The sequence below is a fragment of the Streptomyces sp. NBC_00988 genome (assembly GCF_045162645.1).
Lineage (GTDB): Bacteria > Actinomycetota > Actinomycetes > Streptomycetales > Streptomycetaceae > Streptomyces.
Map to the genome: position 1 here is coordinate 11,390,866 of NZ_CP108730.1, position 14,090 is coordinate 11,404,955.

The following is a 14,090-nucleotide window of genomic DNA, read 5'->3' on the forward strand; positions in this document are numbered from 1 at the left end:
CTAGAGAGTCCGTGAGATCGAGGGAGCACATCGATGCCATTGCAGCCATGGATGAAGTTGCTGTCGACCGACGACCACCTGATCGAGCCGCCGCGCCTGTGGTCGGACCGGCTGCCGGCGAAGTACCGGGACGCCGGACCGCGGATCGTGGAGCAGGCGCGCGGAGAGGGCCAGGCCCCGGCCGAGGTGTGGAACTACGAGGGCCGCATCTACCCCTACATCGGCCTGAACGCCGTCGCGGGCAAGACACCTGAGGAGTTCGGCCTCGAACCGACCCGCTACGACGAGATGATCCCGGGCTGCTACGACCCGAAGGCACGACTGCGCGACATGGATCTCGACGGCGTGTGGGGCGCGTTGTGCTTCCCGTCGTTCCCGCGCTTCGCCGGCACGATCTTCCTGGACGGCCAGGACCGGCACCTCGCCCTGCTGTGCGTCCAGGCGTGGAACGACTTCGTGCTCGACGAGTGGTGCGCCACCGCCCCCGGCCGGCTCATCCCGCTGGTCATCCTGCCGTTGTGGGACGTCGACGCCTGCGCGGCCGAGATCAGGCGTACGGCGGCCAAGGGTGCCAAGGCGATCTCGTTCCCGGAGAACCCGGTCCCGCTGGGCCTGCCGTCGTTCCACACCGACCACTGGGACCCGGTGTTCACGGCGGCCGAGGAGACCGACATGCCTCTGTGCCTGCACTTCGGTACCTCGGGCGCCGCGCCGAAGACGGCCCCGGAGGCGCCGTTCGCGGTGACCATCGCGCTGTTCGGCTGCAACTCCATGTACGCCACCGCGGACCTGCTGTTCTCCCCGGTCCTCCACAACCACCCGCGGCTGAAGATCGGCCTGTCCGAGGGCGGGATCGGCTGGATGCCCTACCTGCTGGAGCGCAGCGACGGCACCTGGGAGCGACACCGCTTCTACCAGAACGTCAACCAGAGCGTGCGTCCCTCGGAGCTGTTCCACAAGCACTTCCACGGCTGCTTCATCGACGACCGGTTCGGCGTGGAAGTGCGCCACCACATCGGCGTCGACAAGATCACCTGGGAGTGCGACTACCCGCACTCCGACTCCTACTGGCCCAAGAGCCGCGCCTACGCGGCCGAGGTCCTCGCCGACGTACCGGACGACGAGGTGCACAAGATCGTGGAGCTGAACACCCGCCGCCTCTACAACCTGCCCGCATGAGCAGGCGCCCGGAGTCCGAGCGCTCCGACTGGACCGACCTCGACCTGCTGACCCGCGACGAGGCGTACGGCCGCCTCCAGGAGGAGATCGGTCTCACCGTCCGCCGTCTGGCCGAACTCGGCGCGGACGACGAGGCTGAGCGCGCACTCCTCGACACCCGGCTGCGCGCCCTGCGCGAGGCCGCCGAGGACCTGAATGTCGGCTGAGGGAAAGGGAGTTGGCATGGGGCGTGTGGAAGGCAAGGTTGCGCTCGTCACGGGAGCGGCCCGCGGTCAGGGCCGCTCTCATGCCGTGCGGCTGGCGGAGGAGGGAGCCGATGTCGTCGTCACCGACGTGTGCCACGACATCAGCGATGAGCTGCCGTACCCGTTGGCGTCGAAGGAACAGCTGGAAGAGACGGCGGAGTTGGTCAGGGCGACCGGCCGCCGGTGCGTCGCCGTCCAGGCCGACGTCCGCTCGGTGGCCGAGGTGCGGGCCGCGGTCGACGCGGCGCGGGAGGAGTTCGGGCGGCTCGACACGCTCGTGGCGAACGCGGGCGTGATGAGCATCGGCGCCGCCTGGGAACTGTCCGAGGAAGCCTGGGACGTCGTCATGGACGTCAACCTCAAGGGCCCCTGGAACACGGTGCGCGCCGCGATCCCCTGGATGATCGAGGCCGGACAGGGCGGCTCCGTCATCATTACGAGTTCGGCCGCCGGTATCCGCGGCCACGTGCCGTACGCCCACTATGTGGCCAGCAAGCACGGCGTCGTCGGTCTGATGAAGGCGCTGTCCAACGAACTCGCCCCGCACCGCATCCGGGTGAACACCGTGCACCCCACCGGGGTCAGTGACACCGGCATCACCGTTGGTGTCCCGATCGAGGAACTCGCCGCGCGGGAACCGCTGTTCGCGCTGGTCGCGATGAACCCCCTCGCTCCGTACGTCGAGCCGCGCGACGTGTCGAACGCCGTGCTGTTCCTGGCCTCGGACGAGGCGCGGTACGTCACGGGTCTCCAGTTCACCGTCGACGCCGGATCGACGAACAAGCCGTAGAACGAACGGAGTCAAGGTTGACTTCCTCCCCCGCCTAAAGGCGGGGGATTCCAGCGGTCGCCCGCTGGGGTTCCTGTTTCACCGACGACTGCCCCGTCCGGGAGGACTCCCGTTGAGGTCTTACACCGTCTCCACAGGCAGACGCCGCCAGCCCGGCGACCAGGATGTTGCGCGCCGCGTTGATGTCGCGGTCATGCACCGCGCCGCAGGCGCATGTCCACGTGCGGACGTTCAGCGGCATCTTCGCCGCGACCGTGCCGCAGGCCCCGCACAGCTTGCTGCTGGGGAACCAGCGGTCGATCACGACGAGTTCGCGCCCGTACCAAGCGCACTTGTACTCCAGCATGGAGCGCAGGTGAGTCCACGACGCGTCGGAGATGGCGCGTGCGAGCGTGTGGTTCTTCAGCAGGTTGCGGACGGTGAGGTCCTCGATCACGACCGTTTGGTTCTCACGGACGAGACGAGTCGACAGCTTGTGCAGGTGATCGCGGCGCCGGTCGGCGATCCGCGCATGCACGCGGGCGACCCTGCAGCGGGCCTTCTCCCGGTTCGCCGAGCCCTTCGCCTTGCGGGACAGTTCCCGCTGCGCTCGGGCCAGCCGCGCGCGGTCACGGCGCTCGTGCTTAGGGTTGGCGACTTTCTCCCCGGTGGACAGCGTCACGAGGGAGGTGATGCCGGCGTCCAGGCCGACGGCCGCTGTGGTCGCGGCGGCCGGTGCGATGGTGTCCTGGCACAGCAGGGACACGAACCAGCGGCCCGCCGCGTCGCGGGACACCGTCACCGTGGTCGGTTCCGTCCCCTCGGGCAGCGGACGCGACCAACGGATGTCCAAAGGGTCGGCCATCTTCGCCAACGTCAGCTGTTCCTCGCGCCACGTGAAGGCGGAGCGGGTGTACTCGGCCGACGCGCGGGATTTCTTCCTCGACTTGAAGCGCGGATACTTCGCCCGCTGGGCGAAGAAGTTCCCGAACGCCGTCTGCAGGTGGCGCAGCGCCTGCTGGAGCGGAACGGAGGACACCTCCGTCAGGAAGGCGAGCTCCTCGGTCTTCTTCCACTGGGTCAGCGCGGCCGACGACTGCACGTAGGAGACGCGGCGCTGCTCCCCGTACCAGGCCTGGGTGCGTTCCTCCAGCGCCTTGTTGTAGACGAGACGGACACAGCCGAACGTACGCGACAACTCCGCCGCCTGCTCGCCCGTGGGGTAACAGCGGTATTTGAACGCCCGCTTGACCTGCCGCGCCATACCTCACACCGTATCAACCCCCGTGTGAGTGGCGGGTGCCGGCCGGCAGACGGCGCACACCGGTCCGCCCTGACGGCGAACCGGCTTTCCCTGCCCTGCTCCGCAGGAGCTTCGCTTCCTCCCCCGGCCGAAGCCGGGGGTATCCACGAAGGAGAACCACGATGAAGGTCAGGATCGACTCGTCGCTGTGCTCCGGGCACGCGAGGTGCGCGGCGGCGGCGCCGGAGGTCTTCCGGCTCGACGACGACGGCTACGCGGTGCCCTTTGACGGCGAGGTGCCGCCGGAACTCGAACAGGCCGCCAGGGACGGGGAGTCGGCCTGCCCGGAGCGGGCCATCACCGTCGAGCGGTGACACGGAGGAGCCCCACGGCCGTCACCGTGGGGCTCCTCTTGTCGTCTGTGCCCGGGTCAGCCGGCGGGCTGCGGCGGCGGGGTGAAGTGGTGGCCCCAGAACGCGCCGTCGGTGATCTCGTAGACCGGCACCGGCTCCGGCACCTGCAGGCCGTTCCAGCCGAACTCGACGGCGTAGTTCTCCGGGGACCACACGTAGAAGGACACCATGTGGTCGTTGGTGTGCTTGCCCAGCGAGTGCATCATCGGCACGTCGAGCTTCGCGGCCCGGTCCAGGGCGCGGCCCACGTCGTCGAGTGTCTTCCCCTCGACCATGAAGTGCAGCAGCCGCCCGGGGCCCGGCGCCGGGGTGACGCCCAGGGTGTGGTGGCGGGGGTTGCAGCCCATGAACCACGTCGTGCCGCCCGGTGAGCGCATCGTGTTGCGCTCGATGAAGCCGAGGACGTTCACGTAGAAGTCGAAGGTGCCCCGCGCGTCCTCGGCGGAGACGATCGCGTGCCCGAAGCCCATGTCACCGGTCAGGAAGCCCGAGACCAGCGGCGTGTGCACCGGGACGTGGTCGAGGATCGCGCCGTAGAACAGCTCGACCGGGTTGCCGCCCGGGTCGTTGAACTTGACGAAACCGGTGACCCTGCGTTCCGCGGCCTCGTCCTCGGTGCCGGCGGTCACCTTGATGCCGGCCCTCTCGACGTCGGCGACGAGCCTCGCCAACTCCCGTTCGTCGATCACCTCGAAGCCCAGGGCGGTCATCCCGCTCTGTGAACCGGGTGAGACCACGATGCGGGCCGGATAGTCGTCCATCCGGTAGTACAGGGACTCCGGGTCGCCGCCCTCAACAGGCATCAGGCCGAGGAAATCCGCCCCGAACACCTTCCACTTCCCGATGTCACTGGACTCCAGCCGTACATACCCGAGTGAGCGCACACCCATCAGGTTCTCCCATCACCGTCGTCGACTCCTGGCAGCCCGACGCTAATCAGCGCGGCCGACCAGGGGTCGTGCACGTCCCACTGATCGGGAGGAGTGCGGCGCCCGGCCGGGACGCGGTGGCACGGTGACTGTCGCCTGTCATCCCGCGACCGGAGGCCACGCACCGTCATGACACTCACCGCTGAGGACACGCTGCGCGAACTGCGCACCGCCGAGGGCACGTTGCGCTACCACGAGGCGGGCGACGGGCCGCCCCTGCTCCTGTTGCACGGCTCCGGTCCCGGCGTGACCGGCTGGCGCAACTACCGGGGAAACCTCCCCGTGTTCGCGAAGCACTTCCGCTGCCTCGCCCTGGAATTCCCCGGGTTCGGGGTCAGTGACCCCACCGACGAGAACCCCATGATGGCGGCCCCGAAGGCCGTCCTGCGCTTCCTCGACGGCCTCGGCCTCGACCGCGTCGACGTCATCGGGAACTCCATGGGCGGCTTCGTCGCCGCCGGACTCGCCGTCGCCCACAAGGACCTGTTCCGCAGGGTCGTCACCATCGGGGGCGTGGGCCGCAACATCCTCTCGCCGGGCCCCAGCGAAGGCCTCAACCTGCTCGTCGAGTTCGCCGAGAACCCGACCCGCGAGAACCTGGTCCAGTGGCTGCGGTCGATGGTCCACGACCCGGCCCTCCTCACCGAGGAACTCATCGAGGAACGCTGGCGGACCGCCACCGTCCCCGCGACCCTGGAGGCCTCCCGCCGGATCTACGGCAGGCAGGCCATGGCCGCCATGCAGGCCGCGCAGGCACACTCCGACCAGCCGATCTGGGCCGCCCTCCACAAGATCACCGCGCCGACTCTGCTGACCTGGGGCCGCGACGACCGGGTCACACCGCTGGAGAGCGCGCTGATCCCGATGCGTACGATTCCGAAAGCGGAACTGCATGTGCTGCCCGACTGCGGCCACTGGGCCATGATCGAGCAGAAGGAGGCATGGGAGAGCGCGGTCCTGGCCTTCCTGACCCGCCCCGAGGCATCCTGAGCGTCGGCGGGAGCACCGGACGACATGGGGGACGACGTGGCGAGACCCGCTGAGGGACGGCAACCGGCGGCGCCGATGTCGAGCGGCCAGATCGCCCGCCGGGTCCGCATCCTCCGCGCCGCCTCCGAACTCGGCGCCCGCGAGGGGCTCGCCAGTGTGCAGATGCACGACGTGGCCAAGGAGGCCGGCGTCGCCATCGCCACCCTGTACCGCTACTTCCCGTCCAAGCCGTACCTGTTCATGGCGGTCCTGGAGTGGCACATCGAGCAGTACCTCGGCGGCCATGAGAACGGACAGGAGAACGGTCGGGAGAACCTCGCCGTCGCCGCCGGGGGCACGGACGCCGCCGCCGAGGTCGCCGAGCTGCTCATCACGCTCAGCGTGAAGCTGCTGGACAGCCCGCTGCTCGCCTCGGCGGTGGCGCTGTCCTCGTTCACCGAGTACGCGACCGCCGTCCCGGCCCGCATCGACATCGTCGACAGCGCCCTGGGACAGGCCATCCTGCGCCTCCTCGGAGTCCGCGAGGCCTCGGAGACCGACCGCAGCAGGGCGCGGCTGCTCATCTACGGCTGGTGGGGTCTGTTCGTGGCCATGCTCACCGAGGAGATCTCCGCCGAGGAGGCGGAGACCAACATGCGCCTGGCCGCCCGGCTGCTCCTCACGCCGTAGCCACCGCGTAAATGTGAAGCAATTCTTACGTCCCCCCGGCCGCGGGGTCATTTCCCGTATTCCGTAGGTAGCTTGGTTCCCGTCGGCGGCAGCCCGTTCCTCTTGCCGCCGATTCCCAGCGGAATCAAGAACAGGAAGTTTGGCATGCGGAAAATCGGGTTTGTCGGCGTGGCTCTCGTTGCTCTTTCCTTCACGCTCACGGCGTGCGGCGGGTCCGACAACAGCGACTCCACCTCGAAGGCGGCGCCCACCATGTCGGCCTCGAAGGCGGCGATGCAGTCGGCGGACAAGACGGGAATGTTCGCGGGGCTCAACGGCAAGAAGGTGACCGGCGCCGCGAAGGTGAGCGGTTCGGCCGTCACGCTGTCCGGCTTCTCCTCCGACGAGGGCCCGGACCTGCACGTCTACCTCACGAACGGCACGGATGAGGCCGCCGTGTCGGCGGGCAAGCAGCTGGGAGCCGTCAAGTTCGACGGGAAGTCCCAGATGTTCGCGCTCAACGGCGTCGACGCGTCCATGTACAAGGACGTGGTCATCCACTGCGACAAGGCGAAGGCGGTATTCGGCGCCGCGAAACTGTCATGAGGACGTCCCTTTCGCACCCGACTCTGATCGCGGCGGCTCTCGCCGGCGCGGTCAGAGTCACCCTCGGTGTCCTGTGGCTTCATGAGGGGACGCTGAAATACCGGGCGCACTTCGGGGCGGCGGACATCCTGCTGGTGGCGAACAGCGCGAAGTCGAACAGCAGGGTTCCGGGCTACTTCAAGAGTTTCTCGGATGCCACACTCGCGGAATGGCCGCATTTCTTCGGCTTCGCGATGCCCCTTCTGGAGACAGCGCTGGGAGTCGCCCTCGTCATGGGGGTGTTCTCCTTGCCCGCGTCTTTCATGTCGGCTTTCACCTTGCTGACGTATTGGAGCGCGGACCAGCTCATCACCGAGTACCCGATTATGCTCGCCCTTTCGACGGTGGTCATCGCCTGGCCGCTATTGGCTTCACACTTCTCCGCGACGACCCTCGCGGAAAGGGTCGTAGGCCGAAAGCGTCCGGACGTGGTCGTGTTCCGGGAGCCGTTCCGTCGCTGGCTCTGACCCGTCAGTCCGTGCCGCTTGCGATGTCCAGCACCGCCAGGTACGAGAACGCGACACTCGAACCGATGGGAGCCCCCGCGCCCGGGTACACCCGTCCCGTCATCGCGGCGGCCGTGTTCCCGGACGCGTACAGCCCCTCGATGGGCTGTCCGTCCGGGCGCAGCACCCGCGCGTGCTCGTCGATCCGCAGGCCGCCCTTGGTACCGATGTCGGCCGGGAGGATGGTCGCTACGTAGTACGGCGGGGTGTCGAGCGGGGGCAGCAGCGGGTTGGGCCACTCGGTCGTGGCTGGCGGTGCCGGGTAGTTCAGCTCGGGCAGGGCGGGGAAGCCCAGGACGTACTGAGCCATCTGGTCCCAAGGTGTCTCGCCACGATGGAACTTCTCGTCGACCCCGGTCTGCGCGTAGCCGTTGAACTCCTCGATGGTCGCGCGCAGCGCGTCGAGCGGTACGTCGATCAGCTTCGCCAACTCCTCAAGGGAATCAGCCCTCTTGAGCGCCCCGGACTCGAACCACTCGGGGCGGACCGGCTGGTCGTACGGGCCGCCGAAGCTGTCCCGGTCGAGCTGGCGCTGGTCGATGATCCAGTGGGCGGGGATGTGTGAGACCCCCGTGGTCGCGTGCAGGCGGACTATCTCCCGGCCGGCCTGGTCGTAGGGGCGCGTCTCGTTGACGAAGCGTTCACCGGCGGCGTTGACCCATATGCCGCCCCGGGTGCCCGTGTGGAAGAGCGGGAGGCCGTCCGGCCACACGAGACCGGGCGTGAACCAGGCCGCGTCGAGCAGGTCGGTGGCGGCACCGACCGCGATGCCGGCCTGGAGCGCGTCTCCCGTGTTGCCCGGGGCGCCGTGGGTCCACTCGCTGCCGCGCTCCGGAACCGGCTGGTACTTCTCGCGCAGCTCGCGGTTGCGCTCGAAGCCGCCGGCCGCGAGGATCACCCCGCCCGTGGCGCGGAACGTGACCTGTTCGCCGTCGCTCACCGCCTCCACGCCGACGACCCTGCCGTCCTCGACGACGAGGCTCTCCAACGCGGTGTCGAGGCGGAGCGAGCCGTGGCCCGTCTCCAGGAACGCCGCCAGCGTCCTGCCGATCAGCGCACGGCCACCGCTGAGGACCGGACCCTCGTCATGGCCCCACCGCTGGGTGGGCAGACAGGCGCGGACCAGCCGCGCATGTTCTCCGAGTTCGGCGACGGTGACCTGCGGAGGGAAAATGGTGTGCCCCGTCGGGGACGAGCCGGTGACCGACGGATAGTAGTCCGGCATCGGTAGATGCACGAACGACTGGAACCACGGATTCTTCTCCAGCTCGTCGATCAACAACACGCCGGCCCGCAGATAGGCATCCTGGAGCGGCTCGCGTGACGCGTCGTCGACGGTGCTGCGCAGATAGGTCCTCGCGTCCTCGACACTGTCGTCGAGTCCGGCCCGCCGCATGGGCGCGGAACCGGGGTACCACAGACCGGAACCGGAGTAGGCGGTGGTGCCGCCCACGCGGTCCGTCTTCTCGATGACGAGCGTCCGCAGCCCGCGTGACGCTGCCAGATAGGCACCGACCAGACCCCCGCCGGATCCGACCACGATCACGTCGTAGACGTCCTCGTTGCTGGTCATCCTGACCTCCTCAGGTGTGCTGACGCTTCTCGACGGCCGAGCGCGGCTCAACGCCACAACCTCCCGCAATGTGCCGGCGACGGTATCGAGCCGGCTCCACGGCTCCGGCCGGTCATCTCGCTGAGCGAGACCCGTTGTCCACCCCCGGACCGAGTCCCGCTGAGCGGAACGCGCGTGACCGTGATCGGGCACGGATGCCCAGGCTGGAGACCATCACGAGGTGAGGATGCGAATGACAGACCTTTGGGAACCGAGGGCCGTGGCGGACCGTGAGGCGGCGGTGGCCGAGGCGGTCGTACGACTGACGCGCGCGGCCCGTGACCGTCAACCCTGCGCTCCCGTACGGGACTTGCTCGGCGCCACGGACATCAGCCTCGCCTACGCCGTCCAACAACGCATCGTGGCCGACCGGATCGCCGCCGGAGCGCAGGTCGTCGGCCGCAAGATCGGACTGACCTCCGCGTCGGTACAGCGCCAAGTAGGCGTCGACCGGCCCGACTTCGGGGTGCTCCTCGCCGACATGGACGTCAGCGCGCTGCCGGCCGTGCCGAGCGGACGGCTGCTGCAACCCAGGGTCGAGGCCGAGATCGCGTTCGTCCTCGCCGCCGACCTCGACCAGGACGATCTCGACATCGAGGGGGTCCGCTCCGCCGTCGCCCACGCCGTCGCCGCGCTGGAGATCGTGGACAGCCGGGTCGCCGACTGGGACATCGCGATCACCGACACCGTCGCCGACAACGCGTCCAGCGGGTTGTTCGTACTCGGCGGCGAACGGGTCGAGTTGAAGGCGTTCGAACCCCGGGACGTGACCATGCGGCTCTACGCCGACGGGAAGCTCGCGTCCGAGGGCGACGGCACGGCCTGCCTCGGCGACCCCCTCGCCGCACTGCTGTGGCTCGCGCGCACCGCCCGGGAGTTCGGCGACCCGCTCCGGGCCGGCCAGGTCGTGCTCTCCGGAGCCCTGGGCCCGCTCGTCCCCACCCCGCCAGGAACCACCGTACGGGCCGAGATGTCGGGCCTCGGAACGGTGTCCGCGACGTTCTCACCCAAGGACCGAGGATGACGAAGACCAAGGTGGCCGTCATCGGTTCCGGCAACATCGGAACCGACCTGATGATCAAGGTGCTACGGCTGTCCGACACCCTGGAGATGGCCGCGATGGTGGGCATCGACCCGGACTCGGACGGCCTCGCCCGCGCCGCGCGCCTGAAGGTGCCCACCACGCACGAGGGCGTGGACGGCCTGATCCGGATGGACGGCTTCGACGACATCGGGATCCTCTTCGACGCCACGTCCGCGAAGGCGCACGTCGAGAACGCCAAGCGCCTTGCCCCGTACGGCAAACGGCTCGTCGATCTCACTCCCGCCGCCATCGGCCCGTACGTCGTACCGCCGGTGAACCTCGACGAGCACCTCGCCAACGATGTCGACAACCTCAACCTGGTCACCTGCGGCGGGCAGGCCACCATCCCGATCGTGCACGCCGTCAGCCGGATCACACCCGTGCCCTACGCCGAGATCGTCGCGTCGATCGCCTCGAAGTCGGCCGGTCCCGGAACCCGGGCCAACATCGACGAGTTCACCGAGACGACCTCGGCCGCGATCGAGAAGGTGGGCGGTGCCCGGCGGGGCAAGGCGATCATCGTGCTCAACCCGGCCGAGCCGCCGCTGATCATGCGGGACACCGTGTACTGCCTGATCGGTGACGCGGACCAGGAGCAGATCCGGGCCTCGGTCGAGGGCATGGTGGACGCGGTCGCCGAGTACGTGCCCGGCTACCGGCTCAAGCAGCAGGTGCAGTTCACCCCGATCCCGGCCGGTGATCCGGTCCACACCCTCTTCACCGGAGACGCCTCCGAGGTCACCACCAAGGTGTCCGTCTTCCTCGAAGTGGAGGGCGCCGCCCACTACTTGCCCGCCTACGCCGGCAACCTCGACATCATGACCTCGGCCGCCCTGCGGGTCGCCGAGCGCATCGCTCAGCGCTTCTCCACGGAGGTGACCCGGTGACCCCCAGGCTCTATGTCCAGGACGTCACCCTCCGGGACGGCATGCACGCCATCCGGCACCGGATCACACCCGCGAACGTGGCCGCCATCAGCGCGGCCCTGGACCGGGCGGGCGTGGACGCCATCGAGGTCGCCCACGGCGACGGCCTGTCCGGCGGCAGCCTCAACTACGGCCCCGGCAGCAACACCGACTGGGAATGGATCGAGGCCGCGGCCGGCGCCATCCACCGGGCGACGCTCACGTCCCTCCTGCTGCCCGGCATCGGCACCATCGCCGAACTCAAGCAGGCGTACTCCCTCGGCGTCCGCTCGGTCCGCGTCGCCACCCACTGCACCGAGGCCGACGTGGCGGCCCAGCACATCGCCACCGCCCGCGAACTCGGCATGGACGTCTCCGGCTTCCTGATGATGGCCCACATGACCGACCCCGCCGAACTAGCCCGCCAGGCACGGCTGATGGAGTCCTACGGCGCGCACTGCGTGTACGTCACCGACTCCGGCGGCCGGCTGACCATGGACGGCGTACGCGACCGCATCCGTGCCTACCGCGACGTACTCGACCCGGACACCCAGATCGGCATCCACGCGCACGAGAACCTCTCCCTCTCGGTCGCCAACTCGGTGACCGCTGTGGAGGAGGGCGTGACCCGGGTGGACGCGTCCCTGGCAGGACAGGGCGCGGGCGCGGGCAACTGCCCGATCGAGCCGTTCATCGCGGTGGCCAACCTCCTCGGCTGGGAACACTGTTGTGACCTGTTCGCGCTCCAGGACGCCGCCGACGACCTGGTCCGCCCGCTCCAGGACCGTCCGGTGCGCGTCGACCGGGAGACCCTGACCCTCGGCTACGCGGGTGCCTACTCCAGCTTCCTGCGGCACGCGGAGACGGCGGCCGGTCAGTACGGCCTCGACGCGCGCACCATCCTTCAGGAGGTCGGCAGGCGGGGGCTGGTCGGTGGGCAGGAGGACATGATCGTGGACATCGCGCTCGACCTGACCCGCGGCTGTTGATCGCGCTTTTCCGTCAAGCCGCCGCTTCCCGGCCGTGCGCCGGGGGGCGGCGCTTTCGTGCATTGTTTGGACCGGGCGTACCAATAAACTCGTGCACGCCTCTTGGCCCGCGTCCGATGCCGTTGATACGTTGACGCCGGCGCCGAACTAGAATTGATTTCAGTTTGAGCAGAGAGGCATTGACGATGACGTCTGCCCTTCGCCTGGACCCGCGATACGAGGCCGACCGGCATGCGCTGCCGCCGTCGATGATGGAGCGCGTGACGCTGATCATGGACCTCTTCGAGCGGCCCCAGACACACCTCACCCTCGAAGTGGTGTCCCGCCGGACCCACTTGCCGCGCTCGACCACCCACCGGATCCTCGACCAACTGGTGCGCCTGGACTGGCTGCACCACACGGTCGCCGGGTACGCGCTGGGACCGCGGGCGCTCGGTCTCGGCGGGCGGGAGATCGGGCACAGCACGCTGCGCGCGGCGGCAGCGCCCCAACTCCTCGACCTGGCCGTCCGCACGAAAATGGTCGTCCATCTCGCCGTGCTCGACGGCCCGGAGATCTACTACCTCGACAAGGTGGGAGGCCGGGCGGCGGTCGACATCCCCTCCCGGGTCGGCGGACGCGCGGTCGCCCACTGCACCGGGCTCGGGAAGGCCATGCTGGCCTGGCTGAGCCCGGAGGAGATCGACGCCCGCTACCAGAAGGCGATGGAGTGCCGCACCTCGCACAGCATCGGCCGACTCGACCTGCTCCACCGCGAGTTGGGCACCGTACGCCGTCGCAACGGGCTCGCGATCGACCGGGGCGAGTGTTTCCCCGACCTCGGCTGCGTCGGCCTCGCCCTGCGCGGACCCGACGGCCCGGTCGGCGCGATCTCGGTCGTCGGGGACGGCCGTGCGCCGCTGGAACTCGTCGCTCCGCTGGTCGTCAACGCCGTACGGGCCGTGTCCGAGGAGCTGTTCGGGGGCGGGAAGCCGTATCGGCGGGAGGTGGTGGAGGCGGTGACCTCGTAGACGGGCGGGCGGGTCAGGCCGCCGTAGGGTGCGCGGAGAGAAGGTCCGCGAGGTCGACGCGGGTCAGGAAGTCGCGGCGGATGCGGTCGGCCACGACGGAGACCGCCTCGGAGCCGTCGTCGGCCGGGTCGATGTGCACTCGGTACGGGCGTTGCCCGGAGGGGAGCGCGACGATGCGGGCGATCTCGTCCGAGACCAATGAGGCGTCCGCGCCCTCGGGCGCCAACGAGGCGAGTTTCTCGGCGACTTGGCTCATGAGGCCGGTGTATCGCGTCTCGTACTCCGCCTCCACCGCGTCGTCCGCCGGGTGCCCGGAGTGGGCGAAGTGGTTCGTGCCGCTGGTGAACGAACCGGGCACCACGATGGAGGTCTCCACACCCCAACGGGCCAGCTCGGCCGCGTAACTGACGGCCAGGGAGTCCATGGCGGCCTTGGCGGCGAAGTACGGCGCCAGGTACGGCGGGGTGCCGCCCTTGACGCTCGAACTCGACACCCAGATCACCAGCCCCCGGCCGGCCTTGCGCAGATGGGGCAGCGCGGCGCGGTTGACGCGTTGCGTGGAGAGGACGTTGACGTCGTACAACTCGGCGAGTTGTTCGGGCGTGAAGGCCTCGGCCGGTCCGGTGACCATGTGGCCGGCGTTGTGGATCAGGACGTCGATACGGCCGTGTGCGGAGACGACCTGGTCGATCGCCGCGTCGACCGAGGCCTGCGCGTTCACGTCGAGTTCTATGGAGCGCAGGTCGACGCCGTGTTCCTTGGCGTAGGCGGCGGCTGCCTGGACCTGGGGCGCGTTACGGGTGCCGGTCTGGCGCATGCCGGCGTAGACGGTGTTGCCCCGGTGCGCGAGAGTGCGGGCGGTGAGGGCGCCGAAGCCGCTGGACGCGCCGGTGATCACGACGATGTTGTTCATGGGGTTCGCT

At 69.2% G+C, this 14,090-nt stretch carries 16 protein-coding genes; 12 read left to right on the forward strand and 4 right to left on the reverse strand.

Features of this window, described 5'->3' with window-relative positions:
* The first annotated feature begins 33 nt into the window (after positions 1-33).
* The 3 genes from OG496_RS51305 to OG496_RS51315 are packed head-to-tail and all read left to right on the forward strand — an operon-like array spanning position 34 to position 2,214.
* Complete coding sequence (locus OG496_RS51305) at positions 34-1,179, forward strand: amidohydrolase family protein (RefSeq protein WP_366496445.1); 1,146 nt, start codon at positions 34-36, stop codon at positions 1,177-1,179.
* Positions 1,176-1,385 carry a hypothetical protein gene (locus OG496_RS51310; protein ID WP_405975901.1) on the forward strand — a complete coding sequence of 70 codons (210 nt, stop codon included), beginning with the start codon at positions 1,176-1,178 and terminating at the stop codon, positions 1,383-1,385. Before OG496_RS51305 ends, OG496_RS51310 begins: the two co-directional genes overlap by 4 nt.
* A gap of 16 nt (positions 1,386-1,401) precedes the next feature.
* Positions 1,402-2,214 (forward strand): mycofactocin-coupled SDR family oxidoreductase, encoded by an 813-nt coding sequence (locus OG496_RS51315; RefSeq protein WP_405975902.1) that lies wholly within the window; start codon positions 1,402-1,404, stop codon positions 2,212-2,214.
* Positions 2,215-2,248: 34 nt separating this feature from the next.
* Here the strand turns inward: OG496_RS51315 and OG496_RS51320 are convergent, their stop codons facing one another.
* A complete protein-coding gene (locus OG496_RS51320; protein WP_405975903.1) occupies positions 2,249-3,457 on the reverse strand; it encodes an RNA-guided endonuclease InsQ/TnpB family protein in 1,209 nt (402 codons plus the stop codon).
* Positions 3,458-3,618: 161 nt separating this feature from the next.
* Here OG496_RS51320 and OG496_RS51325 point away from each other — a divergent pair, with 161 nt between their 5' ends.
* On the forward strand, positions 3,619-3,810 hold the full coding sequence (locus OG496_RS51325) for a ferredoxin (RefSeq protein WP_366496442.1): 192 nt from the start codon (positions 3,619-3,621) through the stop codon (positions 3,808-3,810).
* A gap of 56 nt (positions 3,811-3,866) precedes the next feature.
* On the opposite strand, the gene OG496_RS51330 is transcribed toward OG496_RS51325, so the two are convergent.
* Positions 3,867-4,739 (reverse strand): VOC family protein, encoded by an 873-nt coding sequence (locus OG496_RS51330; RefSeq protein WP_405975904.1) that lies wholly within the window; start codon positions 4,737-4,739, stop codon positions 3,867-3,869.
* A 168-nt stretch (positions 4,740-4,907) separates the two neighbouring features.
* On the opposite strand from OG496_RS51330, the gene OG496_RS51335 reads away from it, so the two are divergent.
* The 4 genes from OG496_RS51335 (at position 4,908) to OG496_RS51350 (ending at position 7,528) form a co-directional block, all read left to right on the forward strand.
* Positions 4,908-5,768, forward strand: a complete 861-nt coding sequence (locus OG496_RS51335) for an alpha/beta fold hydrolase (protein ID WP_405975905.1) — start codon at positions 4,908-4,910, stop codon at positions 5,766-5,768.
* Between the two features lie 36 nt (positions 5,769-5,804).
* Positions 5,805-6,437: a TetR family transcriptional regulator gene (locus tag OG496_RS51340; RefSeq protein WP_405975906.1), complete on the forward strand. Its 633-nt coding sequence runs from the start codon at positions 5,805-5,807 to the stop codon at positions 6,435-6,437.
* 144 nt (positions 6,438-6,581) lie between these two features.
* Complete coding sequence (locus OG496_RS51345; RefSeq protein WP_405975907.1) at positions 6,582-7,022, forward strand: DM13 domain-containing protein; 441 nt, start codon at positions 6,582-6,584, stop codon at positions 7,020-7,022.
* Complete coding sequence (locus OG496_RS51350; protein ID WP_405975908.1) at positions 7,019-7,528, forward strand: hypothetical protein; 510 nt, start codon at positions 7,019-7,021, stop codon at positions 7,526-7,528. The genes OG496_RS51345 and OG496_RS51350 overlap by 4 nt, the downstream gene beginning before the upstream one ends.
* 4 nt (positions 7,529-7,532) lie before the next feature.
* Here OG496_RS51350 and OG496_RS51355 read toward each other — a convergent pair whose 3' ends face one another.
* Positions 7,533-9,140, reverse strand: coding sequence for an FAD-dependent oxidoreductase (locus OG496_RS51355; RefSeq protein WP_405975909.1), 1,608 nt, complete (start codon positions 9,138-9,140; stop codon positions 7,533-7,535).
* A gap of 232 nt (positions 9,141-9,372) precedes the next feature.
* Here OG496_RS51355 and OG496_RS51360 point away from each other — a divergent pair, with 232 nt between their 5' ends.
* From OG496_RS51360 to OG496_RS51375, 4 genes are all read left to right on the forward strand, one after another.
* On the forward strand, positions 9,373-10,203 hold the full coding sequence (locus tag OG496_RS51360) for a 2-keto-4-pentenoate hydratase (protein ID WP_405975910.1): 831 nt from the start codon (positions 9,373-9,375) through the stop codon (positions 10,201-10,203).
* Positions 10,200-11,150: an acetaldehyde dehydrogenase (acetylating) gene (locus OG496_RS51365; protein ID WP_405975911.1), complete on the forward strand. Its 951-nt coding sequence runs from the start codon at positions 10,200-10,202 to the stop codon at positions 11,148-11,150. The genes OG496_RS51360 and OG496_RS51365 overlap by 4 nt, the downstream gene beginning before the upstream one ends.
* Positions 11,147-12,157, forward strand: a complete 1,011-nt coding sequence (gene dmpG, locus OG496_RS51370) for a 4-hydroxy-2-oxovalerate aldolase (RefSeq protein ID WP_405975912.1) — start codon at positions 11,147-11,149, stop codon at positions 12,155-12,157. The genes OG496_RS51365 and dmpG overlap by 4 nt, the downstream gene beginning before the upstream one ends.
* A gap of 248 nt (positions 12,158-12,405) precedes the next feature.
* Positions 12,406-13,167, forward strand: a complete 762-nt coding sequence (locus OG496_RS51375) for an IclR family transcriptional regulator (protein ID WP_405976867.1) — start codon at positions 12,406-12,408, stop codon at positions 13,165-13,167.
* 13 nt (positions 13,168-13,180) lie between these two features.
* Here the strand turns inward: OG496_RS51375 and OG496_RS51380 are convergent, their stop codons facing one another.
* Complete coding sequence (locus OG496_RS51380; RefSeq protein ID WP_405975913.1) at positions 13,181-14,080, reverse strand: SDR family oxidoreductase; 900 nt, start codon at positions 14,078-14,080, stop codon at positions 13,181-13,183.
* Between the last annotated feature and the right edge of the window lie 10 nt (positions 14,081-14,090).